At 70.0% G+C, this 26,376-nt stretch carries 32 protein-coding genes; 13 read left to right on the top strand and 19 right to left on the bottom strand.

Annotated elements, in window-relative coordinates; all coding sequences use genetic code 11:
* Nucleotides 1-43: 43 nt before the first annotated feature.
* The 4 genes from L107_RS15505 to L107_RS15520 all read right to left on the bottom strand — a co-directional run bounded on the left by L107_RS15505 (nt 44) and on the right by L107_RS15520 (nt 3,198).
* Nucleotides 44-487, bottom strand: a complete 444-nt coding sequence (locus L107_RS15505) for a hypothetical protein (protein ID WP_159820297.1) — start codon at nt 485-487, stop codon at nt 44-46.
* Between the two features lie 113 nt (nt 488-600).
* On the bottom strand, nt 601-1,260 hold the full coding sequence (locus L107_RS15510; RefSeq protein WP_159820298.1) for a metallophosphoesterase family protein: 660 nt from the start codon (nt 1,258-1,260) through the stop codon (nt 601-603).
* A complete protein-coding gene (locus tag L107_RS15515; RefSeq protein WP_159820300.1) occupies nt 1,247-2,503 on the bottom strand; it encodes a VWA domain-containing protein in 1,257 nt (418 codons plus the stop codon). The genes L107_RS15510 and L107_RS15515 overlap by 14 nt, the downstream gene beginning before the upstream one ends.
* A gap of 32 nt (nt 2,504-2,535) precedes the next feature.
* Nucleotides 2,536-3,198, bottom strand: a complete 663-nt coding sequence (locus L107_RS15520) for a MerR family transcriptional regulator (protein ID WP_159820302.1) — start codon at nt 3,196-3,198, stop codon at nt 2,536-2,538.
* Nucleotides 3,199-3,246: 48 nt separating this feature from the next.
* On the opposite strand from L107_RS15520, the gene L107_RS15525 reads away from it, so the two are divergent.
* Complete coding sequence (locus L107_RS15525; protein WP_236550730.1) at nt 3,247-4,107, top strand: M20/M25/M40 family metallo-hydrolase; 861 nt, start codon at nt 3,247-3,249, stop codon at nt 4,105-4,107.
* Between the two features lie 94 nt (nt 4,108-4,201).
* On the top strand, nt 4,202-4,738 hold the full coding sequence (locus L107_RS15530) for a hypothetical protein (protein WP_159820304.1): 537 nt from the start codon (nt 4,202-4,204) through the stop codon (nt 4,736-4,738).
* 106 nt (nt 4,739-4,844) lie between these two features.
* On the opposite strand, the gene L107_RS15535 is transcribed toward L107_RS15530, so the two are convergent.
* The gene (locus L107_RS15535; protein ID WP_236550731.1) at nt 4,845-5,135 is read right to left on the bottom strand and encodes a type II toxin-antitoxin system Phd/YefM family antitoxin; all 291 of its coding nucleotides are present in this window, start codon (nt 5,133-5,135) and stop codon (nt 4,845-4,847) included.
* A 64-nt stretch (nt 5,136-5,199) separates the two neighbouring features.
* Nucleotides 5,200-5,877, bottom strand: coding sequence for a peroxiredoxin-like family protein (locus L107_RS15540; protein ID WP_159820536.1), 678 nt, complete (start codon nt 5,875-5,877; stop codon nt 5,200-5,202).
* A gap of 176 nt (nt 5,878-6,053) precedes the next feature.
* Here L107_RS15540 and L107_RS15545 point away from each other — a divergent pair, with 176 nt between their 5' ends.
* A complete protein-coding gene (locus L107_RS15545) occupies nt 6,054-6,302 on the top strand; it encodes an AbrB/MazE/SpoVT family DNA-binding domain-containing protein (protein WP_159820306.1) in 249 nt (82 codons plus the stop codon).
* The gene (locus tag L107_RS15550) at nt 6,299-6,724 is read left to right on the top strand and encodes a type II toxin-antitoxin system VapC family toxin (protein ID WP_159820308.1); all 426 of its coding nucleotides are present in this window, start codon (nt 6,299-6,301) and stop codon (nt 6,722-6,724) included. The genes L107_RS15545 and L107_RS15550 overlap by 4 nt, the downstream gene beginning before the upstream one ends.
* On the opposite strand, the gene L107_RS15555 is transcribed toward L107_RS15550, so the two are convergent.
* From L107_RS15555 to L107_RS15580, 7 genes are all read right to left on the bottom strand, one after another.
* Nucleotides 6,721-8,256: a cryptochrome/photolyase family protein gene (locus L107_RS15555; protein WP_159820310.1), complete on the bottom strand. Its 1,536-nt coding sequence runs from the start codon at nt 8,254-8,256 to the stop codon at nt 6,721-6,723. The two genes, L107_RS15550 and L107_RS15555, sit on opposite strands and share 4 nt — an antisense overlap.
* On the bottom strand, nt 8,253-9,539 hold the full coding sequence (locus L107_RS16960; protein WP_159820312.1) for an FAD-binding domain-containing protein: 1,287 nt from the start codon (nt 9,537-9,539) through the stop codon (nt 8,253-8,255). Before L107_RS16960 ends, L107_RS15555 begins: the two co-directional genes overlap by 4 nt.
* Nucleotides 9,540-9,703: 164 nt before the next feature.
* Nucleotides 9,704-10,546 (bottom strand): hypothetical protein, encoded by an 843-nt coding sequence (locus tag L107_RS15565; RefSeq protein WP_159820314.1) that lies wholly within the window; start codon nt 10,544-10,546, stop codon nt 9,704-9,706.
* Between the two features lie 24 nt (nt 10,547-10,570).
* Nucleotides 10,571-11,038 carry a hypothetical protein gene (locus L107_RS15570; protein ID WP_159820316.1) on the bottom strand — a complete coding sequence of 156 codons (468 nt, stop codon included), beginning with the start codon at nt 11,036-11,038 and terminating at the stop codon, nt 10,571-10,573.
* Nucleotides 11,039-11,125: 87 nt separating this feature from the next.
* Nucleotides 11,126-11,566, bottom strand: a complete 441-nt coding sequence (locus L107_RS16770) for a hypothetical protein (RefSeq protein ID WP_236550732.1) — start codon at nt 11,564-11,566, stop codon at nt 11,126-11,128.
* 6 nt (nt 11,567-11,572) lie between these two features.
* Entirely contained in the window at nt 11,573-12,094 is a 522-nt protein-coding gene (locus L107_RS16775; RefSeq protein ID WP_236550733.1) for a haloacid dehalogenase-like hydrolase, read from the bottom strand.
* Between the two features lie 33 nt (nt 12,095-12,127).
* Entirely contained in the window at nt 12,128-12,295 is a 168-nt protein-coding gene (locus L107_RS15580; protein WP_159820318.1) for a hypothetical protein, read from the bottom strand.
* A 138-nt stretch (nt 12,296-12,433) separates the two neighbouring features.
* On the opposite strand from L107_RS15580, the gene L107_RS15585 reads away from it, so the two are divergent.
* On the top strand, nt 12,434-13,771 hold the full coding sequence (locus L107_RS15585; RefSeq protein WP_159820320.1) for a cation:proton antiporter: 1,338 nt from the start codon (nt 12,434-12,436) through the stop codon (nt 13,769-13,771).
* A 71-nt stretch (nt 13,772-13,842) separates the two neighbouring features.
* On the top strand, nt 13,843-13,992 hold the full coding sequence (locus tag L107_RS16430; RefSeq protein WP_201295923.1) for a hypothetical protein: 150 nt from the start codon (nt 13,843-13,845) through the stop codon (nt 13,990-13,992).
* A 10-nt stretch (nt 13,993-14,002) separates the two neighbouring features.
* Here L107_RS16430 and L107_RS15590 read toward each other — a convergent pair whose 3' ends face one another.
* Complete coding sequence (locus L107_RS15590) at nt 14,003-15,967, bottom strand: ATP-binding protein (protein ID WP_236550734.1); 1,965 nt, start codon at nt 15,965-15,967, stop codon at nt 14,003-14,005.
* A gap of 171 nt (nt 15,968-16,138) precedes the next feature.
* Here L107_RS15590 and L107_RS15595 point away from each other — a divergent pair, with 171 nt between their 5' ends.
* Entirely contained in the window at nt 16,139-16,852 is a 714-nt protein-coding gene (locus tag L107_RS15595; protein ID WP_159820324.1) for a GAF domain-containing protein, read from the top strand.
* Here L107_RS15595 and L107_RS15600 read toward each other — a convergent pair.
* On the bottom strand, nt 16,841-18,313 hold the full coding sequence (locus L107_RS15600; protein WP_159820326.1) for a glycosyl hydrolase family 57: 1,473 nt from the start codon (nt 18,311-18,313) through the stop codon (nt 16,841-16,843). The two genes, L107_RS15595 and L107_RS15600, sit on opposite strands and share 12 nt — an antisense overlap.
* A gap of 138 nt (nt 18,314-18,451) precedes the next feature.
* Between L107_RS15600 and L107_RS15605 the strand changes: the two genes are divergently transcribed.
* From L107_RS15605 to L107_RS15615, 3 genes are all read left to right on the top strand, one after another.
* Nucleotides 18,452-18,727: a hypothetical protein gene (locus tag L107_RS15605; protein ID WP_370515506.1), complete on the top strand. Its 276-nt coding sequence runs from the start codon at nt 18,452-18,454 to the stop codon at nt 18,725-18,727.
* 65 nt (nt 18,728-18,792) lie between these two features.
* The gene (locus L107_RS15610; protein WP_159820328.1) at nt 18,793-19,029 is read left to right on the top strand and encodes a type II toxin-antitoxin system Phd/YefM family antitoxin; all 237 of its coding nucleotides are present in this window, start codon (nt 18,793-18,795) and stop codon (nt 19,027-19,029) included.
* Entirely contained in the window at nt 19,029-19,478 is a 450-nt protein-coding gene (locus tag L107_RS15615) for a PIN domain-containing protein (protein WP_159820330.1), read from the top strand. The genes L107_RS15610 and L107_RS15615 overlap by 1 nt, the downstream gene beginning before the upstream one ends.
* On the opposite strand, the gene dcd is transcribed toward L107_RS15615, so the two are convergent.
* The gene (gene dcd, locus L107_RS15620) at nt 19,475-19,999 is read right to left on the bottom strand and encodes a dCTP deaminase (protein ID WP_159820332.1); all 525 of its coding nucleotides are present in this window, start codon (nt 19,997-19,999) and stop codon (nt 19,475-19,477) included. The two genes, L107_RS15615 and dcd, sit on opposite strands and share 4 nt — an antisense overlap.
* A gap of 125 nt (nt 20,000-20,124) precedes the next feature.
* On the opposite strand from dcd, the gene L107_RS15625 reads away from it, so the two are divergent.
* Nucleotides 20,125-21,144, top strand: a complete 1,020-nt coding sequence (locus tag L107_RS15625; protein WP_159820334.1) for an NAD(P)-dependent alcohol dehydrogenase — start codon at nt 20,125-20,127, stop codon at nt 21,142-21,144.
* A gap of 54 nt (nt 21,145-21,198) precedes the next feature.
* Here L107_RS15625 and L107_RS15630 read toward each other — a convergent pair whose 3' ends face one another.
* From L107_RS15630 to L107_RS15640, 3 genes are read right to left on the bottom strand one after another with little or no spacing between them, the layout of a single operon-like run.
* Nucleotides 21,199-22,506 (bottom strand): hypothetical protein, encoded by a 1,308-nt coding sequence (locus L107_RS15630; protein ID WP_159820336.1) that lies wholly within the window; start codon nt 22,504-22,506, stop codon nt 21,199-21,201.
* Nucleotides 22,503-23,723 carry a S9 family peptidase gene (locus L107_RS15635; protein WP_159820338.1) on the bottom strand — a complete coding sequence of 407 codons (1,221 nt, stop codon included), beginning with the start codon at nt 23,721-23,723 and terminating at the stop codon, nt 22,503-22,505. Before L107_RS15635 ends, L107_RS15630 begins: the two co-directional genes overlap by 4 nt.
* Before the next feature lie 10 nt (nt 23,724-23,733).
* Complete coding sequence (locus tag L107_RS15640) at nt 23,734-25,281, bottom strand: class I adenylate-forming enzyme family protein (protein ID WP_159820340.1); 1,548 nt, start codon at nt 25,279-25,281, stop codon at nt 23,734-23,736.
* Nucleotides 25,282-25,761: 480 nt separating this feature from the next.
* On the opposite strand from L107_RS15640, the gene L107_RS15645 reads away from it, so the two are divergent.
* Together L107_RS15645 and L107_RS15650 are read left to right on the top strand one after the other, a co-directional pair.
* Nucleotides 25,762-25,983, top strand: coding sequence for a type II toxin-antitoxin system Phd/YefM family antitoxin (locus tag L107_RS15645; RefSeq protein WP_370515507.1), 222 nt, complete (start codon nt 25,762-25,764; stop codon nt 25,981-25,983).
* Nucleotides 25,980-26,372 carry a type II toxin-antitoxin system VapC family toxin gene (locus tag L107_RS15650; RefSeq protein ID WP_159820344.1) on the top strand — a complete coding sequence of 131 codons (393 nt, stop codon included), beginning with the start codon at nt 25,980-25,982 and terminating at the stop codon, nt 26,370-26,372. The genes L107_RS15645 and L107_RS15650 overlap by 4 nt, the downstream gene beginning before the upstream one ends.
* Nucleotides 26,373-26,376: the final 4 nt, after the last annotated feature.

Raw genomic sequence — 26,376 nt, forward strand, 5'->3', positions numbered from 1 at the left:
GGTGTGGGATGGTGATGGGCGATCGGGCAGACGGGGCTGGTTGTCAGTCCAGATCCACCGACTCCAGCAGCATCCGGGCCCGCATCAGCCGGTCGGCATCGATAGCCCAGGCGACAATCTGGCCGTGCCTGGCAGTGTCGTCACCTTCCATCTCTTCGACGACACCATCGTGGAAAGCCTCCAGATGCCGCAAAAGGACAAGCGCGATCTGCCGGTCCTCGTGAGCCGTGGTGTCGAGCTTTTCGATCCGATCGAGCACCTCTTTCACCTTGGGGCTTTGCGGTCGTTCGGACTTCTCGGATCGCCGCCCATGGGTCTGCATGTCAATCAGTTGCTGGGGGCTGGCGGGAATACCTGACGACAGGGGTGCTGCGAGTGCGTCCTCGGCCATTTCCGGGTGGAGGCCTTCGTTGGGATCAACGGGCTTGCCGTTGCGGAACCGGTAGCGGGTGTTCCTGCTGCTGGAGGGGTCGGAGTGTTGGGTCATCTCTCGTTCGCTGTCGGTGTTACCAGAATCCCCCCTATCGCTTGAGGAAGCATCCCCATAGGAGCGAATGACCAGAACGTAGGGCGGGGGCTCAAATGATTCATGAAGTTGGATTAGCCACTCGTATCCCTGTTTTGGGAGTGCGGAGAAGGAATCGCCAGCTTCAGTGCTGTCAGCGTTCCACTCAGATACGCCCCCGTATCAATCCCGATCCGATGCGGCAACCGCGTCACCTTGAAGTCATGCCGGAACGTATGCCCATGCACAACGGTGTAGGGCAACCCATGGGGCCTGCTCAGAAACGGCCGCCGGATCCAGATCAGATCGTCCGTGGCCTGATGCTCCAGGCGGATGTCGGGACGCACGCCCGCGTGCACGAACAGATAGCGGCCGCGGATCGCCGTGTACGGCAGCTGCTCGAACCATTCCTGGCGCTCGCGGGCCAGGGGCAGCAGGTCGGGGTTGGCGCCGTTGCACAGCCACAGCTCCACGTCCCCATCCGGGGCTCTCGGTGCCATCGCCTTCAGCAGCATCTGCTCGTGGTTGCCCCGCAGCACGGTCACCGCCGCCAGGCCATAGGCGGCGGGGTTCTCCTGCAGCTGCCACACCCGCTCCAGCACCCGCCGGTCGCCATCGGCTTCGGGGGCCCGATCGATCAGGTCGCCGAGGAAGATCAGCTCAGCGCCGGAATCCAGGTGTGGGGCGAGTTCCTGCTCCAGCAGGGAGGCGCAGCCATGCACATCCCCGATCGCCACCACCTCAGGTCTGTTCATCGTCGCTCTCCCACACGTTGAGGCTGGAGCGCTGCGACTCGTTGCGCAGGCGCTTGCGGCTGCGCTTGGGATCGCTCTTGAGCAGGGCCAGCTTCTCGCTGAGCAGATCGAGTTCCCGGCTGAGCCTCGGGGTGGCGGGCATCGCCGACAGGTCGCCGAACAGCTTGGCCAGGCTGGCGCTGGCGCTGCCGACATCCCCCCGATCCAGTTCGGCGATGACGCGGCTGCGCTCCTGGTTGGCCCGCAGCAGCGCCAGCTGTTCGGCCACCGCGTCATCGGGCTCCAGCTGCTTGAGCTCCTCGCAATCCATCACCGGCAACTGCAGGTGCTCGACAAGGCTCTCGCGGTCGCCGCTGCCGGGGGCCTCCCAGGCCAGCCGCACGCTGAGGATCTCCTGGTTCGGCACCCAGGCGGGCAGCTCCAGCCGCAGGCCCACGTTGAGCTCCTGGCCGGCGCGCAGGTTGGGCAGCTGGTGGTTGCCGGCGGTGGTGGGCTTGAGGTCGTTGAGCAGATCCACCACCTCGGCGCCGTGCTTGCCCCGCAGGCCAAGGCTCACCCGCCGCCCGAAGGTGGCCGCCAGCCCCTGGAGCTCGGAGGCGTAGAGATCGGCCAGCTGGCTCGGGGATTCGATGTGGGCCAGGGTGCCGTCGCCGGCGGCGGCCATCGCCCCCATCAGGTCTTCGTCGAAGTCGTCGCCCAGGCCGAAGGCGCTGGTGCTGATGCCCCGCTGGGTGAGGCCCGCCACCTTGGCGGCGATCTGGTCCAGGTTTGTGAGGCCCTCGTTGGCCTGGCCATCGGAGAGCAGCAGCACCCGGTTCATCGCCGCAGGATCGAGGTGTTCCGCCACCTGGGTGGCTCCCGCCCGCCAGCCATCGAAGAGAGCCGTGCAGCCACCGCTGTGGATCGTGTTGATCGCGGCGATGAAGGGCTGGGGATCGGCCACGGGCATGGAGGGCACCACCACGTTCACCTCGTCATCGAAGCTGACGATGGCGAGCCGATCGCGGCCGGTGAGCTCCCCGGCCAGGAAGCGGGCCGCCTTGCGGGCGTGGCTGAGCTTGGTGCCGCCCATCGAGCCGGAGCGGTCGATCACCAGGGCCAGGTTGAGCGGCGGCCGCTCGCGCCGGGTGGCCTCAGCGGCCGCCGGCGGTGGGGTGATCGTGAGCAGCAGCTCCAGGATCGACGGGCGATCGGAGGCCACCGCCGGCCGCAGGGGCCGGAAGCGCAGGGTGGGACGGGTCATGGTGGAGGTAGCGGGGGGACGGGGGAAAGAATTCAGCGGTCGGCGTCGTCGAGCAGGGCGTTGAGCCGGTCGAGCAGGTGCTGGAGCCATTGCTGGCGCCGGGGGCCGGCGGGGGGAGGCAACACGGAGTCGCGGACGTGCACTTCGATGCCGGGGGCGAGGGTGAAACGCAGCCAGCGGCTGCCGTTGTCGCTGGAGCGGGATCCGGAGGGGGGTCGGTCGGAACGGGAGGACAGGGGTTTGTTGAGCATCCCGAGAACGGAGCTCATGGCCGCGGCTTTTCGTGCGAAGGACGAAGTTCCCTCTGCCGCAGCACCGACGCCATCGGCCGTGGACGGCAGATCCCGCAGGTACTGAAGGGCCTCGTTGGCGGAGGGAGCGGTGGCCGCCGTCCCCTCGCCATCGAGCTGCTCCAGCTGCTGCTCCAGATCGGCGTCGGCCAGAACGCAGAAGGGAGCAATGGCGGAGAGGCTCAGGCCGCGCCGGGCCAGGGCGCGCACCAGCACCAGTTGCAACAGGTGCCGGTGGCCGTACACCGCGCTGCGCCCCTCCTTGCCGGGGCGATCGATCAGCCCCTGGGTGGCATAGAGACGCACCGTGCGCGGCGAGATCTCCTCGTCCAGCAGTTTGCCGGCGACGAGGAGGAGGTCCTCGAGGCCGTAGAGGGCGTCAGCTGGAGCGGAGACCTTGACCATCCCCTAATTATCCACACTTGCAGTGCAGGTGTCAAGCGATTAAGCTTCGTGCCCCGTCGCCGCCTCACCATCGATCACCCCTCTCCCGACCCCGCGCCCCTGCTGGAACATCTGCAGCACCTGGCCCGGCCCCGCCATGCCCGCTGGGATCCCATGGGACTGATGGCGGTGCGCGCCTATCTGATCGACCAGCTGGGTGCCCTGGGGCCGGTGGAGGAGCACCACTTCCGGGAAGGCATCGATGCGGGCACCAACCTGATCCTGCGGCTCCCCGGCCAGCGCCCGGAGCTGGATCCGTTGCTGGTGGCGGCCCACTACGACGGCCCCCTGCACTCCATCGGCGCCGACGACAACGCCTCCGGCCTGGCGGCCCTGATCGAGCTGGCCCGGCACTGGGCCGCCGATCCGCCCGGGAGACCGGTGTGGATCGTGGCCTTCGACCAGGAGGAATGGGGCATGGTCGGCAGCACGGCCCTGGCCGGTGAGCTCAGGGCCAGCGGCCAGAAGCTGAAACTGATGGTGAGCCTGGAGATGCTCGCCTACACCTGCGAACACCAGAGCTATCCGGTTCCGGCGATGCGGGCCATCTATGGCGACCGGGGCGACTTCATCGCCGTGGTGGGCAACCTGGGCGCCGCCGCGCTGTTGCCGGGCCTGGCCAGCCGCATGGGGAAGCACGTGAGCACCAAGGTGCTGCCGGTGCCCGACGCCGGCCGCTCGATGCCCGATGTGCGCCTGAGCGACCACAGCCCCTTCTGGGATGCGGGCTACGACGCCGTGATGGTGACCGACACCTCCTTCCTGCGCAATCCGAACTACCACCGGATGAGCGACACGATCGACACCCTGGATCTGCCGTTTCTGGCGGCTGTCACCGAGGGGTTGAAGGCGGGGCTGGGGGTGCTGTGACGCCAGCGAACCTCCACTGCCCTTGGTCCTTCGCAGGGGAAAGCACCTCTATCCAGCCGTGCTGTTGAGGATGGATCCCGCCGCAGACCCACCGATGGAGCCCACGCTTGACAGCTTTCTGTCCTTCTACGCCGAGCGGATCGGTGGCCCCTTCCCCCTCAGCCTGTTGCCCCCCGATCGGCCGCTGCACTGGCAGGGGCAGACCCTGTTCGGCACCGCCCGGGGCACGGAGCCGCTCTACCTGCTGCAGAGCACGATCGATGCCTTCCTGGGCGCCGCTCCCCTCGGCACCTTCAGCGTGGGCTTCTGGGGCCATGGCCTCAAGAGCCACGCCTTCTACTACCAGCGCCGCGAGCCCTGGTGCAGCCTGTTCCTGCGGTTGCCCTACGGGGGCCTCGAGCACGACAACGAACAGGCCGCCCACCGGATCAGGGCCACCATGGACTGGTTCGCCGGCTTCCTGCCGATCGTCAGCGAGCGGGCCCGCCACTGCATCGTGGTGGATTCCCTGGGCGATGCCCTCTTCCGGATCGTCCTCACGGACGGCCGGGTGATCGAAGGCGACGGCCCCCTGTTCGAGCCCGGGCGTGGACCGGCGGAGGCGCTGGGCCCGCTGTTGGAGGGGGCGTAGCGCTGGCCGGCCTGGCCCTGATGATGCTGGCAGCTCAGCTCCTGGACCAAGAGGGCACTCACCGGGATCCAGAGGGTGGGGTCGAGCCGCCAGGCGGATGGGCTGGTCACGGCAGGGCTGACGCCGGAATCACGGGGCTCGCTTCCCAGTCGACGAGCTGGTCGGGCGGCATGGGCTGAAGCAAGGCGTCGGGCTGGCTGAGGGGACCCAGGTGGCGCAGGCGACCGGGCAGCCGCTGCGGCGCCGGCGCCTCCAGGGGCATCAATCCGGCCCAAGGCTTGCCGGCCCTGGCCAGCACGATGGTTTCACCGGCGTGGGCCCCATCGATCAATCGCGAGAGCTGGGTTTTGGCCTGGTGCACATTCACCAGACGGGGCACCGTTGCTGGACGTTCCACGGGTCCGGGTCGGGGGTCTTGCTTCGCTCAGTCATGGACTAAGTCCGTGCCTGCGGCGCCCACCTCAGCCCAGGTACGGCTCCAGGAAGCTCAGCGGCCGGGCCATGGTGGCCGAGAAGCCGAGGATGCCGGGGTCGCGGTGGCTGTAGAGCAGGGTGTCGTCGGCCTCCAGCAGATAGGTGCCGCCGCGCTGGGTGAGGAAGTCGTCGCGGGGGACATAGGTGCGCCAGTGGCCCAGCACCTCGGCCATGTTGCGCAGCCGCACGGTGGCCAGCTCGAAGGGCCGCTGGAAGCCGCGGCCGCCGGCACGGGCGAAGAACGACCCTTTGATCGGCGGCAGGGGCCCTGCCTGGATCGTCTCGTCGTCGGCGATGCGCTGGGGAGCGCTGCGATCGCCGGTGTAGCCGCGCAGCACCTCGGCCAGGGTGCCGGGGGAGCCGAGGCCGGCACACATCAGCAGCAGGTTGGGCCAGGGGCCGCCGGCCTGCCTCAGCCCCTCATAGAGCCCCAGGTCCCGGTGCAGATGGGGCTCGGCGTCCACCAGCAGCCGCTCGCTCGGGAAGCCGGTGAAGGCGCAGAAGCGCTCACGGCCGGCCTCGTCGCCGATGGCGATCGCCAGCACGGCGATGCCGGCGGCCTGCAGCTGCGGCAACACCGGCACCAGGGCCTGGGCGTATTCGAGGCTGTCGAAGTCCCCCAGCTGGCTGAGCAGCAGCACCAGCCGGCGGCTGCCGCGGCCCATGCCTTCCACCGCCGCCAGGCGCTCCAGCAGCAGGGCGGGCGCGGGCGGCCGGGTGGCAGCGTCGGCGGAGGCGGCGGTCACGGGCAGGGAATGGATGAGATGCCGACCATGCTCAGCCATCGGCGCTGATCGACCTATCCTTACCAGGTAAGACCCATCTTCAGGGGCCGGCGACGATGCCAGCCGAAGACGCCGCCACCAGCTCGATCACCAGCAAGGGGCAGGTCACCATCCCCAAGGCCCTGCGTCAGCAGCTCGGTCTGGCCCGAGGTGGTCGGGTCAGCTTCCAGCTGGTGGGCGATCACATCGAAGTGCGCTCCTGCAAGCCGGAGCAGCCGCTGCCGGCCAGTGGCTTCGGCCTGCTCCGGAGCCCCCGTCCTCCGGTGCCGGCTGACTTCGACGCCGCCAGCCTGCTGACGCCGTGATCGGCCTCGACACCAACGTGCTGGCCCGCTACTTCGTCGCCGAGGACGGGGCCGATGCGGCGACCGAACGCCAGCGCCAGGCGGCCCGGCAGCTGATCGAATCGGGGCAGCCCCTGTTCCTGCCCAAGACGGTGGCCATGGAACTGGAGTGGGTGCTGCGGGGCTATTACGGCTTCCGGGCTGAGCAGGTGCTGCTGGTGTTCGACCACCTGTTGGTCCACCCCGGCCTCAACGCCGAAGATCGCCCAGCCCTGGAGCAGGCCGTCGCCGGGCTGCGCGCCGGGCTCGACTTCGCCGATGCCCTGCACCACGCCAGCTGCCGTGGCTGCGACACGCTCGCCTCCTTCGACGACCGCGGCTTCGCCCAGCGCATCCGCCACCTCAACCTGGCGCCCCGGGTCTTTGTGCCCAAGGCCCCTTAACGGGTGGCCCGCGCCAGGAACCCCTCGGCGGCCGCCTCCAGCGCCTCGCGCCGCTTGGTTTCCATCTTCTCCAGCATCCGCACCATCATCGAGAGACGGGGATTGGCCTGGAAGAAGTCCTGGTGGCGGTCGATGAAGCGCCAGTAGAGGCCGTCCCAGATCTCGCACCAGGGGCCCTTCCTGTAATCGCCCATCTTGAGGATGTAGTTGGAGCCGCCGATGTAGGGCTTGGTGGCGAACAGGCCGCCGTCGCTCATCTGGCCCATGCCGTACACGTTCGGGCCCATCACCCATTCGTAGGAATCCAGGTACCGCTCCATGAACCAGCGGTGCACCTCGCCGGGGTGGATCTCGCACAGGAGCATCAGGTTGCTGACCACCATCAGCCGCTCGATGTGGTGGTTGTAGCCGAGCCGATTGACCCGTTCGATCGCCGCATCCAGGGGCGGCAGTCCGCTGCTGCCGTCGTCCCAGCAGGGGGCGAGGCGGCGCTGGTGGTTCCAGAAGTTGGCGCTGGCCTGGCGTTCGCCGTGCACCCGGTCGATGCCGCGCACGAACTCGCGCCAGCCGATCACCTGGCGCAGAAAGCCCTCCAGCGAGGCGATCGGCACGGGCTGGCCGCGCTCCTCCCGTGCCGCCGCGTGCTCCAGGGTGGCCGCGATCACCGCCGCCGGGGTGAGCAGGCCGATGTTGATCAGCGGCGAGAGCAGGGAGTGGTGCAGGGTGGCGTGCTGCCGGCTGAGGGCGTCCTCGTAGGGCCCGAAGCCGTCGAGGCGCTCGCTCAGGAAGCGCTGCAGCCAGGCCTCGGCGCCGGCCTGATCGAAGGGGATCCACAGGGGCCCCAGTGCGCCGGGGTGGTCGGGGAAATGGCGCTCGATCAGGGCCCGCACCGCCGGCTCGTGGGTGCTGGCCGCCAGCGCCGGCAGGCTTGGCTCCACGTAGCCCTTGGGCAGCTTGCGGCGGTTTTCGGTGTCGAAGCTCCAGCGGCCACCGATGGGGCTCCCATCGGCCTCCAGCAGCAGGCCGAGACGGCGCCGCTGGCGCTCGTAGAAGGTCTTCATGAACGGGCGGCGGCGGCCCTCGAACCAGCCCCGGCTCTCGGCCACCGATTCCAGGAACGCTGGTGAGGGCAGCACCCTGAGCCGCACGCCCTGCTCAGCGCAGAAGCGCTGCAGCCGGGCCTCGAAGCTGCGGTCGGCCACCTCGGCCACCTGAAGTTCGCGGCCCTCCAGTTCGCGGCCCCGGGGCTCGCGGCCGCCGTTCAGCTCGGCCGCCAGCCGCCGCCAGAACGGCACCCCCTCCGACTCCGGCAGCTCCCCGTAGCGAACCGCCACACCGCGCTCCAGCAGCGCGTCGCGGAAGCTGCGCATCGCCACGAAGGTGTGCAGCAGCCGCAGGCGGTGGTACCGCCAGGTGGAGGCCAGGGCCAGGTCCTCGACCATCAGCACCCGGGAGCCGGGAGCGAGCTGCAGGGGGGAGGGGCGCGTCCAGTCGGGATGGAGCTGGTCGCCCAGGATCAGGGTCAGGGTCATGGCAACGCCGGGGCGGCCCAGAGCCGGCGGTGGGTCTGCTCGGGGTCGTAGAGGCCCACCTGGCGTTCCAGATCGAAGCGGCGGGGGCTGCCGCCGAAGCTGCGCGGGTCGGAGCCGACGCCGGCCAGGTAGGCCCAGTTGCCGGTGTTCAGGGCGGGGTGGGCATCGATCAGGGCCCACTCGAAGAAGCGGGCGCCCCAGGTCCAGGGCAGCTGGAGCTCGTTGACGAAGTGGGAGGCCACCCACTGGCGGCCGCGGTTGGAGAGGTAGCCGGTGGCGAGCAGTTCGTTGAGCTGGGCATCGATCAGGGGATGGCCGGAGTCCCCGTGGGTCCAGCGCACGAAGCGCTCACGGTCGGCCCGCGCCTGCGGCGGGCGGTTCTGGAGCCCGCCAGGGGCGTGGAAGGCGTCGCCGTGCTTCTGCTCCGACCAGAGGAAGAACTCGCGCCAGAGCAGCTCCTGCTTCATCCACTCCGAGCCCGCGTCGGCGCCATGGAGCTCCTGGTAACGGAGCACCTCCCACCAGATCCGCCGCACCGACAGCGAGCCCACCCCCAGAAAAGGGGAGAACTTGGCGGAGAACTCGGTCCCCACCAGCCCGTTACGGGTGAGTTTGTAATCGCGCAGCCCGCTGGAGCCGAACAGGTAGTGCTGCAGGCGGGCCAGGGCCGTGGGTTCATCGCCGGGAAAGGGGAAGGCGCTGCGGGGATCGGGGCCAGCGGAGGCCGGTGGGGAAACGGGCGATTCCAGCCAGGCGCGGGGGAGCTCGTCCCAGGGGTCCCCAAGGCCGGCGAGATCCGGCGGAGGCACGGGCGGCTCCGGGGCCCGTGCCAGGGCTCGACGGAACTGGCTGAACACCCGCGGGAAGCGCTCGGCCGCCAGCGGCCAGGTGCCGAACAGGCGGCTCTCCTGGGCGTGCAGCACCGCCTCGGGCTGCACCATCGGGCGGAGGGCGGCGAGGGCGGCCGCCGTGGTGTGCTGGGGGAAGGCCAGCAGGGGGATCCCCGCCGTCGCCAGGCGGACGTGCAGGGAGCCGAGGGCCTGGGCTTCCAGGCACCGCTGGTGGGGCCCCCGCAGCCGCTGGGATTCCGGCCGGCAGGCCAGCAGCAGCAGGCGCCCGCCGAGCTGGCGCGCCAACGCCACGGCCCGGTGCAGGGCGGGCTGGTCATCGAGGCGCAGCTGGCCCTCCAGGGCCAGGGCGATGGTGGGGCCTCCCGCCATGGTGCGTCGCCGGGGCGGCCAGCCTGGCAGGGCCGGGACGGTGACCGCGAGGCCCGGCTCCATGACGGATTGCTGCGGGTCAGGACGGAGCGACTGCGCGTCTTAAGGATTGCTCTAGATTTTGCCCATGAGGGAGATCCCCGTGCACCGATCCATCGGACTGCTGACCGCCACCGGCCTCACCGGCCTGGCCCTGGTGAGCCTGACCATGACCTTTCTGGGCTGAATCAGGGCACCGCCGGCAGGTAACCGGTGCGGCTCAGAAAGGCCCGCAGCGCGTCGGGATAGCTGGCATAGCGCTTCTCCGGACGCCGGCAGTCACCCTTGGCGTCGTAGCCCGCCTCACAGGAGGTCAGCCCCCAGTCGGAGCTCCGGTCGTAGAGACCCAGCATCCGTTTCCAGCCGCTGTCGAACTCCCCCACCAGCGCCTTGGTGGCCACCCAGGCGGCCAGGAAACCGTTGGCCTCCGGGCGCTGATCGGCCGGCTGCCGAAACCAGCTCTCCATCTCCTTGAGCCGGCGGCGGTGCAGTGGCAGCATCTGGCGGCGATGGCTGATGTCGATGAACCGGGGGCCGTCCAGCTGCCAGATCTGGCTGGGGGCGCTGCTGCCGGCGTAGCTGGCGAACCGGTAGAGAAAGCGGTTGTCCACGTCCACCAGCAGGTAGCGGCCGTTGCCCAGCGGATCGCTGGCGCCGTTGGGGCCACCGTTCACCGGATCGCGGCGCACCTCGAACCAGCGGCGGCCGTCGGGGCTGCTGGTGAGCACCCGGGTGTCGTTGCAGCAGTGGGCGCCGCCCGTGAACGAGGAGAGCAGCACCTCCGGGTAGGGATTGGCGGGATCCATCTCCACCACCTGCAGCACCGAATCGATGCTGCCGGGGCCGATGCGCAGCGCCCCCATCAGCTGGCCCACCACCTTCCCGTCCAACCGCACGGTGGCCACGGGCTGGACCTCATCCAGGCCATCGGGCTTGGGCTGGCGACGGTTCTCCAGCACGGCCACCACAGGGCCGTTGCTGATCACCGGACCGGGCGCCGGTGAGAGGGCCAGCAGCAGGGGCAGCAGCATCGGCGTGATGGATCGCAGGGGGCCTTACTGGCAGCCCTGGACCGAGATCCGGTAGCTGAAGCCCAGGGCGCCGGGGTCGCTGCTGGCTCCCACCTTGAAGTTCATCTGGCTGGCCTGCTTGCCCGGAATGGCGGGGAAGGGGCCGAACATGCGACCGGTGCCCATCGGCGGGTTCATGACTTCATTGATCACCTGCAGATTGCTGCCGTCGCTGAACTTCATGAAGCCACTCACCGGATATTTGGCATTGGCGTCGGAGGAATTGGCCGTGAAGAAGAACTTGAAGCTGCTGTAGGGCTGGTTGACGATGAAGTCCGTGTTCCAGTTCTCCTTGCCGATCAGCTTGGCGGCCCCGACCCGCTTGGAGACGATCGGGGTGGTGCCATCGCCACCGATCGGCTGCAGGAAGGTGCAGCGCTGCTGGGCCTGGGCCGCCGTGCCGCCACCGAAGACGAGCGACGCGCCCAGCAGGGAGAGGGCCAGGACTTTCATGGTGAAGGATGAAGAGACAGCGACCCTAGAACGCATCGGGCGCCGGACGCTATCGCCCGATGCGGGCCACCGCGGGCGGGGCAGCCTTCAGGGCTCAAAGGCGAACAGGCGCCGCCAATCGTTCTTCATGCTGACCACGATCCAGCCCTGCCGGCGGGCCTGGTCGTGGAGCTCCTGGGTGAACCGGCCCACTTGGGTGTCCGGCAGCCCCAGGGCCGGGCCGTAGGCATACTCGCGGCGGGCGTCATCGTGCAGCACCAGCATCGACAGGCGCGCCCCATCACCGGCCTTGGTGAACTCCAGCATCTGCCGGTCGCCGGTGGAATTGCCGAAGGCGGCGACGGGCCGTCGGCCGATCATCAGCTGGATGCCTTCGGGCTTGCCGGCGTCGTTGTCGTTGAGCAGCAGCCGGGGCTCCTTGGTCAGGAAGGGCCGGCCCCGGGCGTCGTAGCCGTAACGGGTGGCGCCGGCGCTGCCGATCACCTGCTCCGGTGGGATGCCATAGACCTCCTCGGCGTAGACACGCACGAAGTCCTAGCCACCACCGGTGACGATGTAGGTCTTGAAGCCAAGGGCGCGCAGGTAGCGGAGCAGCTCCTGCATCGGCTGGTAGGTGAGTTCGGTGTAGGGGCGCTGCCAGCGGGGATGGCGGGCCGTGGCCAGCCACTGGCGCACATCGGCCTTGAAGGTTTCCAGGGGCATGCCGCTAAGGGCGGTGGCGGCCAGCCGCTCCAGTTCCTGGCGGGTGGTCACCACCCCGGGCACCGTCTCCAGGATGAAGCGGACCTGCGGGTAGACCGGCTGCTCCACCCAGAGGGTGCCGTCCTGGTCGAAGGTGGCGATGCGCTCCCCGGGCGGCACGAAGGCGGGGCTGGCGGGGTCCGTGGACTGGCGCACGAAGCGGACGATGCCGTCCCGGGCCGCCCCCGGATTCCAGGAGGGCAGCGGATCGACCGGCCGGGCCCCGCCCGCCATGGCGGCAACGGTGGCCAGCAGGATCGTGGCGAGCACGCCCCCCAGCAGGAGCAGGAACCGGCGGCGACGAAGCAGGGTCAAGGGGCGGCGGGGCAGGGTCACGGGGCGGCGGCCTCAGAACTTGCGCAGTTCGCGGCGGATCTTGAACGGATCGCCCGAGTGCTGCTGGTTGAGCAGCAGCAGCGGCAGGCCCGCCAGCAGCAGGCCGATGGCGACGACGACCCCCAGGGGGACCGGCGGCCCGCCGTCGGGCGGGCGCGGGGTGCGGCTGAACCTGGCCATCGATGCGGGCGGCGGAGACGGCTGGTCCTTCAGTCTGCCGAGGGGCGCCACCGGCGCCCGTGATCCCGGTCCGCTGATCCCGGGCCCGCGGCCTGCGCAGGGATGAAAGGATTTCGGCATCGCCCTTGCCGGTCCGCCATGGACGCTCCCACCCTGCTGCTCGCGACCGGAGGCCACCAGATCGAGGCGGCCGAGACCCTGATCGAGGTGGGCCGCTTCATTGTGATCCTGTTCGCCGCCCGGGCCCTGGCGGAGCTGATGGTGCGCTTCCGCCTGCCGGCCATCCTTGGCGAGCTGGTGGCGGGGGTGCTGATCGGCGTATCGGGGCTGCACCTGATCCTGGCGCCGGAACTGGGGGCCCAGCTCAACGCCCTCGCCGAGGGCACCATCGCCGCCCTCGCCCACGTGGGCCCCGACCAGGTGCAGGAGATCTACGACCACGGCTTCAGCAATCTCCAGGCGGTGGCGAAGATCGGCCTGCTGGCGCTGCTGTTTCTCACCGGCCTGGAGAGCGAACTCGACGAGCTGATGGCGGTGGGGGGCCAGGCGATCACGGTGGCCCTCACCGGGGTGGTGCTGCCCTTCGTCCTGGGCACCTTCGGCCTGCAGTTCCTGTTCGGCGTACCGCTGCTGCCGGCGATCTTCGCCGGTGCCGCCATGACCGCCACCAGCATCGGCATCACCGCCAGCGTGCTGGGGGAGCTCAGGTTCCTGCGCACCCGGGAGGGGCAGACGGTGATCGGCGCCGCCGTGCTCGACGACATCCTCGGCATCGTGATCCTGGCCGTGGTGGTGGCCCTGGCGGGCGGCGAAGGCTTCAGCCTCGGCCCGATCCTGAAGCTGATCGCCGCGGCCGCGGTGTTCGTGGTGGTGGCCCTGTTCCTCAGCCGCACCGCCGCGCCCCCCTTCGACGCGCTGCTCGATCGCCTCAAGGCCCCGGGCGAGGTGGTGGTGGCGGCCTTCCTGGTGATGTCGCTGGCCTGCTTCGCCGCCCAGGCCTTCGGGCTGGAGGCGGCCCTGGGGGCCTTCGCCGGCGGCCTGATCCTCAGCGGCTCCCGCCATCGGCAGGCGATCGAGGAGGCGGTGAAGCCCCTGGTGGCCCTGTTCGCCACCGTCTTCTTCGTGCTGATCGGCAGCGGCATGGACCTCTCGGTGCTCAACCCCTTCGATGCGGCCAACCACGAGGGTCTGGTGATGGCGGGCTTCCTGCTGGCGGCCGCCGTGGTCAGCAAGGTGGCGGCCGGCTGGAGCTACCTCAGCAGCGGGCCCACCAACCGGCTGGCGGTGGGGCTGGGGATGATGCCCCGGGGCGAGGTGGGCCTGATCTTCCTGGGGCTGGGCACCCAGACCGGGGTGCTGGGGCCGTCGCTGGAGGCGGCGATCCTGCTGATGGTGATGGGCACCACCTTCCTGGCGCCGGTGCTGCTGCGGCTGGTGCTGGCCGACGCTGGTGAAGCAGCCGAGGCGACGGCCTGAGACGGTCGGCTGAGGGCAGGGTGCGGCCCCGGCCCGGCCGTGGGACAGTGGCCCCAGCTCGCCCCCTGCCCGTGGCCAACGACAGCGATACCCCCCGGTCGGTGATCGCCGGCCTGCTGCTGGTGATCGGCTCCCTCGCCGGCCTGGCCCTGCTGGTGTGGGTCACGGTGGTCATGCTCGACCTCAAGCACCTGAACACCTCCGGTTTCACCCTGCCCTGAGGCCGATCGCCTAGGCAGGGGGCCGCCGGCCGCCGGCATGGGCGTGGGCGGTGACAAGGCTGGCCAGGAGGGCCTCACTGCGGAGCGGCTTGGCGAGAACGTCGTTCATGCCGGCCTGCAGGGCCGCCTCCCGGTCCTCGGCGGTGGTGAAGGCGGTGAGCGCCACGATCCAGGGCCGGTCGGACCGTCCGCCGCAGGAGCGGATGCGGCGGGTGGCTTCCAGTCCATCGAGCCGGGGCATCTGCACATCCATCAGGATCAGGTCCGGCTCGAGGAGCCGCTGGCGCTCCAGCGCCTCCTGGCCGTCGACGGCGGAATCGGGCTCGTAGCCGAGGCGCCGCAGCATGAGCTCGCAGAGCCGCCGGTTCACGGCGCTGTCGTCCACCAGCAGGATGCGCAGGGGATGGCGCGCGGCGAACTGGTCGGCGGGCAGCGGCGACGGCTCCGCCACAGCGGGAGAGGCCACCCCGGGAGCGGCGGGAACGGGGGCGGCAGGGGCCTCCACCACCTGCACCGGCAGGCGGAAGCGGAACACACTGCCCCGGCCGGGGGTGCTCTCCACCTGGATCGTGCCGCCGAGGGCCACGACGAGCTGGCGGCTGATGGCCAGCCCCAGCCCGGTGCCGGCCTGGGGGGCGTTGGCGGTGGCGCCCAGCTGGGAGAAGGGCTGGAACAGGCGCTCCAGCTGGTCGGCGGCGATGCCGACACCGGTGTCGGCGACGGCGAACGCCATAGGGATCGTCGCGTTCTCGGGAAGGTTCGCCCCGGCGGCCACCGGAGCGGCGGCCTCCACGGAGACCACGACGCTGCCGGCATCGGTGAACTTGATGGCGTTGCCGATCAGGTTGAGCAGGATCTGGCGCAGGCGGATGGCATCGGTGACGATCGCCTCGGGCAGCTGAGGCGGCAGCACCAGGGCCAGGTCGATCCCCTTGACCCGGGCGAGGCTGGCGCAGGCGGCGATGGTCTCCTCCAGCAGGGGACGCAGCCGGCAGGGGGCCAGCTCCAGCTCCAGGTGGCCGGCCTCGATCTTGGTGTAGTCGAGGATGCCGTTGAGCAGGGTGAGCAGGGACTCTCCCGAGCTGTGGACGATGTCGAGACACTCCCGCTGCTGGGGCGAGAGCTCGGTGGCCAGCACCAGCCCGGTCATGCCGATGACGCCGTTGAGCGGGGTGCGGATCTCGTGGCTGAGGGTGGCGAGGAAGGTGCTCTTGGCCCGTTCGGCGGAGGCCATGGCCTGGAAGGCGCGGGCCCTGGCCTTGAGGGAGCGGCGATGGAAGTTGGCGGCCAGCAGCGAGAATCCGGCACTGCCGAGCAGGCCCAGCACGTAGGTGAGCTGCAGGGGCAGCTCCTTGCGTCGCAGCTGGGCCAGCGAGATGTCGATCCCGACGAAGCCCACCAGGGCCCCGTCGCGGTCGCGGATGGGAGCGAAGCCGCTGATGAAGGTGCCGAAGTGATCGGTGTAGGGCCTGGTGCTGACGGTGACCGTGCCGGTGCGGGCGGCGCGCAGGGCATCGTCGGAGGGATCCACGTAGAGGTCGCCGACGCTGACGGCGCTGGCGGGGGCGCCGGGGTTCTGGACGTAGTAGGTGCTGTCGAGCGTGAAGCGGAGCCCGTCCGGCGTGGCGATGAAGACATAGGCGTAATAGATGTCGGGCACCAGCCTGCGGAGCTTCAGCAGGGGCGCGGTGGCGCGGCGATAGTCCGGATCACCCGTCTGCTCCGGCCTGGTGATGGTGGCGACGAGGGCCGGATCCATCTCACGGGCGGCGATGCTCACCAAGTTGTGGAGGTTGTCGCGCACCTGGTTGCGCAGCAGTCGGGTGGCGCTCCAGTAGTTGGCGCTGAGGGCCACCCCGGCGACGGTGAAGATCGTGGCGGCCAGCAGCACGCTCTCGCGGCGAATCCGCTGGCGGCTCCATCCGGCGTCGGGATCGCCACTGGGGCGTTCAGACCACGGGAAGCCGCCGAACACACGGGAGAGCGGACCAGCCAGGAGTCCTCAGCACGCGGCACCTTCCTTGTCTACCCGGTCGGAACCCCTGTCGGTTGCGGCCAGGTGCGCCGCGTCCGGAGTAAGGAGATGTGAACCCCCCTCAGGCCCCCGAAGGGCCTTGCCTACGTTTGGGCAGGTGAAGGGCTCTCCATGCGCGCGAACGTGGCTCCCCGCGAGGCGGCACGGCTGGAGGCCCTGAACGATTACCGCATCCTGGATACGGAGAGCGAGCCGTCGTACGACGAAATCACCTTCCTGGCCGCCCAGCTCTGCGACGTGCCGATCGCGCTGGTCAGCCTCGTGGATGCGGATCGTCAGTGGTTCAAGTCCCGGGTGGGTCTGGCGGCCAGCGAAACGAGCCGGGATGTGTCCTTCTGTGCCCACGCGATTCTCGGCGACCAGACCCTCGTGGTCAGGGATGCCCGTGTGGATGAACGCTTCCGGGACAATCCGCTGGTCTGCAGCGAGCCCAACATCGTCTTCTATCTGGGGGTGCCCCTGTGCACACCGGGCGGGGCCAAGATCGGCACCCTCTGCGTCATCGATCAACGGCCCCGCGAGCTCAGCGACCTGCAGATCCGCTCCCTCGAAACCCTGGCCCACCAGGTGGTGCTGCAGCTGGAACTGAAACGGATTTCCGACCAGCTGGCCGGGGCCCTGCAGCGCATCGAGGTGATGGAGACCCTGATTCCGATCTGCTCCTACTGCAAGGGCATCCGCAACGACCAGGGCTACTGGGAGTCCGTGGAGTCCTTCATCAAGAGCCACGACAACGTCGAGTTCTCCCACGGCGTCTGCAATGCCTGCATGGCCCGGTACTTCCCCGAAGTGGCTCCTCTCCCGGAAGGGGTTTCAGCCGACTGAGGCCAGGGCTGAGGCGCCCCTGGCGATCGCCGCGTCCCCGCGCCGGTGGATCTCACGGGCGTGGTCGGTCCAGGTGCCCTGGCCCCAGTAGCGGAAGCAGCTGGTTTCCAGCAGCAGCAGATGCAGCAGGGCCTCCTGGTAGGGCTCGGTGCCCGTCACGGCGGGATCCTCCGCCACCAGGGGATCGAACACCTGGTGGAAGCGGGCGCTGAGCTGGTTCATGGGCTCCAGCACGTTGGCGTAGCCCTCCACCCAGCTGAGGTCGTTGGTCCAGGAGGCGCCGGCCATCGAGAAGGAGGGGTCGCCGGCCTGGAGCGCGGTGATGGCCGTCTCCACGGCCTGGGGGGTGGGGCTGCCGCCCACCTGCTGCCAGAGCCGGTGCTGCCCCACCGCCTGGATCACCGGGAAGGTGGCGTCGCCCACACCGGCGGCCTCCAGAAGTTCGAGGTACTCGCTGCCATTGATCGCCACCGTGCCGACGCCCTCTGCCGCCAGGCGCCGGTGGGCCTGGAGGAAGGCGGACGGGAACTCGTTCATCATCACGCCGCCGTTCTCGCCATCGGCGATCTGGGCCACCAGCGCCGGCACCGCCGTGCCGGCCAGGGGCAGCCGGCCCAGCCCCAGGGCCTCGTAGCAGGGCTGCATCTGGCCCACCAGCTTGGTGTCGGAGCCCTGGGTCTTGATCAGCGCCGTGATCGACACCTCCTCGCCGCTGGAGCTGCGGGCCACCAGCCGGTTGGGCAGCAGCGTCCGCTCCCGGCTGAGGCTGCTGCCATCGGGGTTCTCGACGCTGTGCTCCTGCACCAGCAGCCAGTGGTAGCCGCAGTCCCGCAGGGCGCTCACGAAAGCGAAAAGGGTGTCGGGGTGGTTGGGCAGGTGCATCTCCGGGGGCGAGAAGCCCTTCACCCGCTGCAGGGCCTCGCTGCCGAACAGGGCCGCGAAGTGGTGCTGCCAGGCCAGGATCTGCAGCTTCAGGTCGGGGATCGGCGTGGAGGGGGCGACGGCATGGCTCCAGAACGTGCCGAGCCACTCCACATGGGGCACGACGGCGGGATCACAGGCCAGGAACCTGAGCGCTTCGAGGATGTCGGCGCGGCCCATCTGCTGGAACCCCCAGAGCAGATTGCCGGAGTAATCCAGCATGATCCGCGGATTGGCGCCCTCGGCGATCAGCTCGGGGATCAGGTCGGCCAGGCGCCGGTAGCAGTGGGCGAAGGGTTCGGCGTTGTGGTTGTCGCCCTCGCCGGGGTGCTCGAGCATGTACTGGAGGTGTGAGATCAGCGCACCGTCCGCCCCGGCGGGAATCGTGGGCTGGTGCATGTGCAGCGCACAGGCGAAGGCCGAGGTGATCCGCTCGTAGGGCAGGGAGCCGTGGGGCCGCGCCACCGGCCCGCCCTGCTGCACCAGGGCGAGGATCTCGGCTTCACGGCCGGCGATCGGCGGCAGGGAGGGGTGGGGCATCGGCGGCTCCGCGGGCGGGGTGCGATGCGCAGGCCATCGACGGTCCCACCGATCCTGGCCAGGCCAGGCGAATGGCGCCAGCCACGCCGGCCCAGCCGGCCCAATCTCCCTAGGGTTGAACAACTGCAAGTCCGCCCCGTGCCGAAGCCAACCCTCGCCCTGGCCACCGGTCTGCTGGCCCTGCCGCTGCTGAGCGTTCCTCTGCTCACTCCGGACCCGGCGCTGGCCCAGAAGCGCATTCCCAAGCTTCCGGGCTACAACGAATGCCCGCTGGGGTATGTGAACGACCTCAAGCAGCACTGCAACTCGCCGATCTACTACGAGGTGCGGCCCACCAACGGCAAGCCCTGCCTCTCGGGCTGGATGAACATCGGAGCGGGCTACTGCAAGAAGAAGACGCTGGGGATCTTCTGAGGAGCCAGGCCGCGCCAGCCAATGCGGGCTAACGTAGTGCTCAGCACTACTTCTTATTCTTGCTGATGGCCGTGATCAGTGCCGCGGAGGCCAACCGCTCCTTCTCCCGTCTGCTGCGGGAGGTGGCTGAAGGCAAGAGCTTCACGGTGCTCTCCAGGGGACGGGCGGTGGCCACGATCAGCGCGCCCCAGCAGGCGGCGACTGCCTACGGGGCCGCCAGAGCCAGGCTGCTGCAGCGGCTCATCCACCAGGTGCCCGGCGATGGGGCGCGGGCCTGGAAGCGCGACGAGCTGTACGACTGATGCGCTCCGCCCTCGACACCAACGTGCTGGTCTATGCCGAGGGCTTCGGGGATCAGGTCCGGGTCGAGATGAGCCGTTCGCTGCTGGCCGCTCTGGCGGAGGCCGATGTGGTGATTCCTCTGCAGTGCCTTGGGGAGCTGTTCCGCGTGCTCACAGGGAAAGCGGGACGCAGCCCGGCGGAGGCACGGGAGGCCGTACTGAGCTGGATGGACAGCTTTGCCGTGGCGGATTCCACGGCCGGGGCGCTGGCCGGGGCCATGGATCTTTGTGTGGACCACCAACTGGGCAGCTGGGACGCTCTTGTGCTGAGCGTGGCCGCCGACGCCGGCGCCCGGCTGTTGATCAGCGAAGACCTGAATCCAGGCTTCACCTGGCGGGGCGTGCGCGTGGTGAATCCCTACGCCGCCACCCTTGACCCCCTGTTGCTGCAGCTCACAGAGAACCCCTAGAAGCTGTCCTCCGTCTGACCGGCGAAGCGGCCGGTGTAGCTCTCGATGCCCTGCAGCTTCTGGAACACGAACTGGCAGATCGCCGTGCCGGGATGCACCGCCAGGGGAGCGGGGCCGAAGTTGCTCATCTCCAGCACCTGCTGGCTGTCGATCCCCGGCCCCATGAAGGGGGCGCTGATGTGCACCATCAGGCCCAGCCGGGCGAAACGGCTGCGGCCCTCCAGCCAGCCGCACAGACCGGGGCCCAGGCGCAGCCGCTCCTGGGTGATCCCGAGCACCGTCTCGCCGGGCATGATCAGGATGTGCTGGCCCTCCGGGACTTCGATCTTCTCGGTGAGCTGGCGGTAGTCGGTGTTCTCGCCCACCTCGATCACCTGATGCACCTTGCGGAAGACGCGGAAGGTGCGGGCCAGGGTGAGGTCGAGGGAGGCGGGGCCCAGCCGCTCGGGGGCGAAGGGCGTGACCCCGATCGTGCCCGCTTCGATCGCCTGCAGGATCGCCTCTCTGCCGAGAACGCTCATGTCTTTCGCTGGGCACAGGCGAGGGTGGATTGTCTCAGGCGGTCGGCCGGCGGGGGCGATGGTGGTGCGGAGGTGGGCTGGACGGGGGGGCTTCCTAGGCTCGGCAAAGGCTCCCTGCCACTTCCATGACCGCACCGATCCAGGCCCTCGCCGCCCCCGGCGCCGGGCAACCGCTTGAGCCCTTCAGCTACACCCCCGGCCCCTTGGGCAGCGAGGAGGTGGAGATCGCCGTCGAGAGCTGCGGCATCTGCCACAGCGATCTCTCCATGCTCGACAACGACTGGGGCCTGACCGCCTATCCGTTTGTTCCCGGCCATGAAGTGATCGGACGGGTGGTCGCCCTCGGGGAGCACACCAAGCGCCTCAGCATCGGTGACCGGGTGGGGCTGGGCTGGTACTGCGGCAGCTGCGGTGCCTGCGATCAATGCCTCTCCGGCAACCAGAACCTCTGCCTGAAGGCCGAGGCCACCATCGTCGGGCGGCACGGTGGCTTCGCCACGCGGGTGCGGGCCCAGTGGCCCTGGGTGGCTCCCCTGCCGGAAGGCCTCGACACCGAGAAGGCCGGCCCGCTGCTCTGCGGCGGCATCACCGTCTTCAACCCGATCGTGGAGCTGGGCATCCAACCCACCGACAGCGTGGCGGTGATCGGGATCGGCGGGCTGGGTCACATGGCCCTGAAGTTTCTGCGGGCCTGGGGATGCGACGTCACCGCCTTCACCACCAGCGACTCGAAACGGGAGGAAGCGCTCCAGCTGGGCGCCCATCGCACCCTGAACTCCCGCAACGCCGAGGAACTGGCCCAGGCGGCGAGCAGCTTCGACTTCATCCTCAACACCACCAACGCCAACCTCGACTGGAACACCTACATCGGCGCCCTCAAACCCAAGGGCCGGCTGCACACCGTGGGGGCCGTGCTGGAACCGATCGCCCTGGCGGCCTTCCCGATGATTCTCGGGCAGAAGAGCCTCTCCGGCTCGCCCCTGGGCAGCCCTTCCACCACCGACAAGATGCTGCATTTCAGCTGCCGCCACGGCATCGCCCCCACCACGGAGTTCTTCCCGATGTCGCGGGTCAATGAAGCCCTCGATCACCTGCGCGCCGGCAAAGCCCGCTACCGCATCGTGCTGATCAACGACCTGGGCTGAGTGAGGCGCGCCTGCGGCGGCTTGGTCTGCGCCGTGGTGGCAGCCGCAGGGGCCTCAGGCGGTCGGCCGGGGTCCCAGGTCCTGGCCGTCGATGGTCTGCTCCAGCAGGTCGCGGCCGCTGTCGTAGACGACGCGCGGCGCCGGCCGGCCGGCCTCGGTGGCGCCCAGACGGCGGGCGGCGGCCCGACGCCGCTTCAGCTGGGGATCGGCATGGCGGGCCGCCCGGGCCCAGGCCTGGCGGCGGGCATTGCGGGCCGCGATGGCACGGTTGCGCCAGAACTGCAGCGGCAGGCGGGCCAGGGGCAGGAGCAGCAGCAACAGGGCGTAGCCGATGGCGAAGCGCGCCAGCCAGGCCACCGGGGGCAGCCAGGCGGGGGTGATCGCCAGCAGCCACGGCGAGAGCACCAGCAGGGCGCCGACGGCAATTCCATAGGCGACCCTTTGCCCGGCTCCGGCCCGGCTGAAGCGCAAGGCCCGCTCGCGCAGGGGCGGCACCGGCCCATCCCCGCCGGCGGCGCGGGCGGGCAGGGAGGGGAAGCCATAGATCAGGTCCCCGTCCTCACTCACCTCGGGGCGGCCGTCGAAGCGCAGCAGCACCGGCAGCATGGCGGCATCGGCGAGGTCGCGGCGGCGCTCGGGATCGGAGGGGCAGTCGGGCAGATCGAGCAGGGGGGCGAGGTCCTCGGCGATCACCACGCCACCGCGCTGGCGCAGGAAGGCGGCGATGCGGCGCCAGCGCTGCGGCTCGAAGCGAGCATTGGGATCGCCATCACCGAACAGGATCGAGAAAACGGCGCTGAGGAAGCCCAGGGAGGCTGGACGGGCAGCCTCGCCGGGCAGGTCCCAGAGCAGGCTCCAGAGCTGCTGCGGCGTGACGGAGGCGGAGCCCTGGCGCGCCGGGGCCCGGAGGCCGGAGGCGAGCAGATCGAGGATCGAGAGGGGCACCTGGGCGAGCCCCTGCAACAGCGCCAGGCCGGCATCGTCGGCGTCGTCGCTGGTGAACAGCCGCACGATCAGCAGCACCGACAGGATGACCACCACCAGGGTGGTGACCAGCAGCAGCACCACCCCGAAGCTGAGCCGGATCAGGCGGGCGGCCAGGCGCAGGGCCGCCTGCAGCCGGGCCTGCAGGCGCCGGCGGCCGCTGAGGGCCAGCAGCCGCATCCGCAGCGCGGGGGGGAAGACGAACAGCAGGGTGCCGTCCTCGGCCACCTGCAGGCGGCCGGACACGTCGGCCGCCAGGGCCAGCAGCCCCGGCTCGACCTCCTGCAGGGACAGGCCGGTGCCGGCGGCCACCTCGCCGACGCTGCAGCGGCGCCCGCGGTTGCCGATCCAGTCGAGCAGGGCGGCCTCCACCGTCATCGGCCGGGGTCAGAGGTGCGGGGGCTCGCGAACACCGCCTCCAGCCAGTCGTAGGCCCGCTGGTGGAACAGGGAGCGCGCCGTCTCCTGGCAATGGCCGCCAGCGCCCTCGGCGGTGGTGAAGCGCACCAGGGTGCGGGGACAGCGCAGCTCGGCATGGAGCTGCTCCGCGCCGGCCGCGATCGGATCGGTCTCCGCCCAGGCCACGAAGGTGGGGCAGCGGATCCGTTCAGCGCGCCCTTTGAGGCTGTAGTCGCCGGCGATGCGGAGGTAGTCGGCGATGGAATCGAGGCCGTGCACCCAGAGGGCGCGCCGGAAGGTCCAGTGCAGGTAGGGATCGGAGCGGACCAGGGCCTCGAAGGCCTCGAGATCGGCCGGGGTGATCTCGGGCAGCCGCTCGCGCGCGGCGGGGGGCAGGGGCAGGAGCCGGCGGAACGCCTCGAGCAGGTCCCACTGGCCGGGGTCGGCGATGCAGGCCGCCAGGCGGTGCTCGCCGCTGGCGGCGCGGGGCGCCAGATAGCCGCCGAAACTCCAGCCGATCAGCGCGATCCGTTGCGGATCCACCTCCGGGCGGGAGAGCACATAGTCGACCACCGGGCCCACCACGGCCTCCCAGTCGGGGCGGAACACCAGGCCCTGGTGGATGAGGGGCCGGCCCTGGCCGGGGCCGTCGAAGGTGAGGCAGTGGTAGCCGCGGCGTACGGCGGCCACGGCATGGGCGAAGTGCGCCTCGTGCACGGTGGCGTCGTAGCCGTTGGTGGCGATCAGGGTGGGGCGCGGCAGGCCCGAGTCATCGGCACGGTGGAAGTAGCCGGGCAGGGTGGTGCCCTCGTAGGGGATCTCCACGGCCTCCACGGCCGGCGTCATCAGGGCGGCGGCCCGAGCGAACGCCTCGGATTCCCGGTCGAAGGCCTCCACCAGCCGGGGATCCACGGGCGCCCCGAACAGCGGCAGCCAGGCGGTGCGGTAGTAGTTGCTGGCCCGCAGCCAGGCCTCCCGGGCACTCACCGAGCGGCCGGTCGCCGCACAGGCCTCGGCGATCTCGCCCACCCGATCCCCCGTCGCGCTCCAGGCCCGGAACCAGCTGTCCGAATCCCCGGGCGTGATCTGCGACGCCGTGACGAAGCACTCGCCGAAATCCGCCCCGCCGTAGGGGGCGTGCGAGAGGGCGCGGAACGCGAAGCGCTCGAAGAGGGGATCGGCGAAGAAAAGGCCCATGGGGTGAACGTCAGGGAGCGTGCCGTGCATCGGCCGCCAGCTGCCGCAGGGCCAGCCGGTCGGTCTTGCCCACGGGGGTGAGGGGCAGCTCCTTGAGCACGCGGATCTCCTCCGGCGCCTTGTAACCCACCCGGGCCCGGGCGAAGGCGATCAGTTCGGCTTCGCTGGGGGCGGGCTGGTCGTGGCGGAGGGTGAGGTAGGCCCGCACGTTCTCGCCGTGGACAGGGTCGTGGATGCCGATCACCCCCACCAGGTCCACGGCCGGATGCTCTGAAAGCGCCTCCTCCACCTCCTGGGGGCAGATGTTGGAGCTGTCGTGGACGATGATCTGCTTGCGGCGGCCGCAGAACCAGAAGAAGCCGTCGGCGTCGACCCGCATCTCATCGCCGCTGTCCAGCCAGCCTTGCTGGATGGTGTCGGCGGTGGCCTGGGGGTTGTCCCAGTAGCCCGTCATCATCGAAGGCGCCTGGATCCAGAGGCGTCCCTGCTCGCCCGGGGCCACCTCGCTGCCGTCCTCGTGGCGCAGGCTGGCGCTGAACCCCGGGCAGAGCCGGCCGACGGAGCCGATCCGGTTCGGGCCCGACGGGGGCGCCAGGGTGGTGTAGCCGATCTCGGTCATGCCGAAGCATTCGTCGATGCCGAAGCCGGCGGCCCGGCGGAACTCGTCCTGCAGCTGGTGGGGCACCTTGTCGCCGCCGCTGATGCAGAGGCGCACCGAACCCAGATCGGGCGGCTGGAGCTGGTCATCCCGCACCAGCTCGAACAGGGCGGCGGGCAGCATCAGCAGCAGCGAGGGCCGGTGGCGCCGCAGCAGGGTTTCCACGGTGGCTGCATCGATGCGACTGGCGATCGCGGCGGAGGCGCCGGCGGCCAGGGCCGCCAGCACGAGGGCCGACGAGGCGATGTGGCCCAGGGAGCTGCCCGCCAGCACCTCCTCCCCGGCCCGCAGTTCGCTGGCCTGGATGAAAGAGGTGAGCACCGCGGCGAAGCTGGCCCGGCTGTGGGTGACACCCTTGGGCCGGCCGGTGCTGCCGGAGGTGAAGAAGAGGAAACAGGGCTCGTCGGCGGCCAGATCGGGCCAGGGCGGCTCGCCGCCGGTGGACGCCGAGGCCAGCAGGGGCTCGAAACCGGAGGGGTCGTCGATGCGGTGGCAGCCAAGGGGTAGCCGGCCCGCCACGGCGCTGGCCTGCACATCGGCCAGCCGTTCGCCGTGGAACACCAGGGCCGCCGCGCCGCTCACCGTCAGCGCATGGTCGATTTCCGGCGGCACGTAGCGGTAGTTGAGGGGGGTGAGCACCAGGCCGCTGCGCAGGCCGGCCAGGTAGTGGACGACCAGCTCCACCCGGTTGGGGATCAGGGAGGCGAGCCGGTCACCCCGCCGCAGGCCCAGCCGCTGGTAGGCCCGGGCCAGCCGCTCCACCTGGCGATCGAGCTCGGCCCAGCTGAGGCTGTGGTCCAGATCCTGCAGCGCCGCTGCCGCCGGATCGCCTCTTAGGCCCGCCTCCAGGAGGCGGGTCAGGTCGACCAGTGGGGCCAGGGGCGGGCCGTGGTGGGGCATGGAATGCCGCAAGCCCGCCCACTCTGGCAGCGGTTTGGGGACGCCTGCATGGCGGAAGTCCAGCGTCGAAGGCAAGAGCGTGAGTGACGTGGTCCTGCGGATGATGGGGAAGAGGCTCAGCGCAGGAACTTCCTCGCGTCCTGGAGCATCCCGGCACCGAGGCCACGTCCATGGTTCTCCCGTGACACGGCGAGCCTGGCCAGGATGACCACGGGCAGCGGACATCGCCCCATGCCCTGACGGATGCGCTCTGGCGCCTCCACCGTGTCGACCTCTGGACCACGGGGAGACTGAAATAGGCGGCCACGCGGTTCTCCTCGCCCGCGACGACGAACGTTCGGGCCGAGCCAAACGACCCACGCCAGGAGGGGTCGCTCCAGGGGATAGCGGCTGGTGGCTCTTCTGCATCGCCGTGGACGTCGCCGCCGCGATGGGTGGACTAAACTAAGACTTAGTTCAGGGCATTCCCCCATGGAGCCGGTGAACATCCACCAGGCCAAGACCCAGCTCTCCCAGCTGCTGCATGTGGTGGAGCAGGGAGAGGAGGTGGTGATTGCCCGGGCCGGCGTGCCGATTGCACGGCTGGTGAGCTGGCAGGCTCAAGCCCAGCCTGTGGCAGCGCCCGGGGCAATGCGCGGCCAGATCCAGCTCGGTGCTGACTTCGATGCGCCACTGGATGGCCTGTTCGAGGCGCTGCAGTGACGCGGCTGCTGCTCGACACCTACTTGGTTCTGTGGTGGCTGAATGACGATCCGCGACTGCCGGAGCCTGTGGTGGAGCGCGTGCAGGCCCCGGAGGCAGAGGTGTTCGTCAGTCAGGCCTCGCTTTGGGAGATGGCGATCAAGGTGTCGATCGGCCGCTTGCAAGTGGATCTGCCCGAGTTGGAGCGCCAGGTGCCGCTGCAGGGCTTTCGCTGGTTGCCGATTCGCAACGCCCATCTGCTGGCGGTGGCGGAGCTGGAGGCCGATGCCGACCATCGCGATCCCTTTGATCGGCTGTTGGTGTGCCAGAGCAGGACGGAACCCATGCTGCTGTTGACAGCGGACCGCCAGTTGCGGCGCTACGGCAACACCGTGAACGTGATCGGATAGCGAG

Source organism: Cyanobium sp. Copco_Reservoir_LC18 (genome assembly GCF_009834675.1).
Lineage (GTDB): Bacteria > Cyanobacteriota > Cyanobacteriia > PCC-6307 > Cyanobiaceae > Cyanobium > Cyanobium minutissimum.

Coding starts and splice junctions, on each gene's coding strand:
- L107_RS15505 (WP_159820297.1), bottom strand. CDS start 487: ATGACCCAACACTCCGACCCCTCCAGCAGCAGGAACACCCGCTACCGG.
- L107_RS15510 (WP_159820298.1), bottom strand. CDS start 1,260: ATGAACAGACCTGAGGTGGTGGCGATCGGGGATGTGCATGGCTGCGCC.
- L107_RS15515 (WP_159820300.1), bottom strand. CDS start 2,503: ATGACCCGTCCCACCCTGCGCTTCCGGCCCCTGCGGCCGGCGGTGGCC.
- L107_RS15520 (WP_159820302.1), bottom strand. CDS start 3,198: ATGGTCAAGGTCTCCGCTCCAGCTGACGCCCTCTACGGCCTCGAGGAC.
- L107_RS15530 (WP_159820304.1), top strand. CDS start 4,202: ATGGAGCCCACGCTTGACAGCTTTCTGTCCTTCTACGCCGAGCGGATC.
- L107_RS15540 (WP_159820536.1), bottom strand. CDS start 5,877: ATGGGCCGCGGCAGCCGCCGGCTGGTGCTGCTGCTCAGCCAGCTGGGG.
- L107_RS15545 (WP_159820306.1), top strand. CDS start 6,054: ATGCCAGCCGAAGACGCCGCCACCAGCTCGATCACCAGCAAGGGGCAG.
- L107_RS15555 (WP_159820310.1), bottom strand. CDS start 8,256: ATGACCCTGACCCTGATCCTGGGCGACCAGCTCCATCCCGACTGGACG.
- L107_RS16960 (WP_159820312.1), bottom strand. CDS start 9,539: ATGGAGCCGGGCCTCGCGGTCACCGTCCCGGCCCTGCCAGGCTGGCCG.
- L107_RS15565 (WP_159820314.1), bottom strand. CDS start 10,546: ATGCTGCTGCCCCTGCTGCTGGCCCTCTCACCGGCGCCCGGTCCGGTG.
- L107_RS15570 (WP_159820316.1), bottom strand. CDS start 11,038: ATGAAAGTCCTGGCCCTCTCCCTGCTGGGCGCGTCGCTCGTCTTCGGT.
- L107_RS15580 (WP_159820318.1), bottom strand. CDS start 12,295: ATGGCCAGGTTCAGCCGCACCCCGCGCCCGCCCGACGGCGGGCCGCCG.
- L107_RS15585 (WP_159820320.1), top strand. CDS start 12,434: ATGGACGCTCCCACCCTGCTGCTCGCGACCGGAGGCCACCAGATCGAG.
- L107_RS15595 (WP_159820324.1), top strand. CDS start 16,139: ATGCGCGCGAACGTGGCTCCCCGCGAGGCGGCACGGCTGGAGGCCCTG.
- L107_RS15600 (WP_159820326.1), bottom strand. CDS start 18,313: ATGCCCCACCCCTCCCTGCCGCCGATCGCCGGCCGTGAAGCCGAGATC.
- L107_RS15610 (WP_159820328.1), top strand. CDS start 18,793: ATGGCCGTGATCAGTGCCGCGGAGGCCAACCGCTCCTTCTCCCGTCTG.
- L107_RS15615 (WP_159820330.1), top strand. CDS start 19,029: ATGCGCTCCGCCCTCGACACCAACGTGCTGGTCTATGCCGAGGGCTTC.
- dcd (WP_159820332.1), bottom strand. CDS start 19,999: ATGAGCGTTCTCGGCAGAGAGGCGATCCTGCAGGCGATCGAAGCGGGC.
- L107_RS15625 (WP_159820334.1), top strand. CDS start 20,125: ATGACCGCACCGATCCAGGCCCTCGCCGCCCCCGGCGCCGGGCAACCG.
- L107_RS15630 (WP_159820336.1), bottom strand. CDS start 22,506: ATGACGGTGGAGGCCGCCCTGCTCGACTGGATCGGCAACCGCGGGCGC.
- L107_RS15635 (WP_159820338.1), bottom strand. CDS start 23,723: ATGGGCCTTTTCTTCGCCGATCCCCTCTTCGAGCGCTTCGCGTTCCGC.
- L107_RS15640 (WP_159820340.1), bottom strand. CDS start 25,281: ATGCCCCACCACGGCCCGCCCCTGGCCCCACTGGTCGACCTGACCCGC.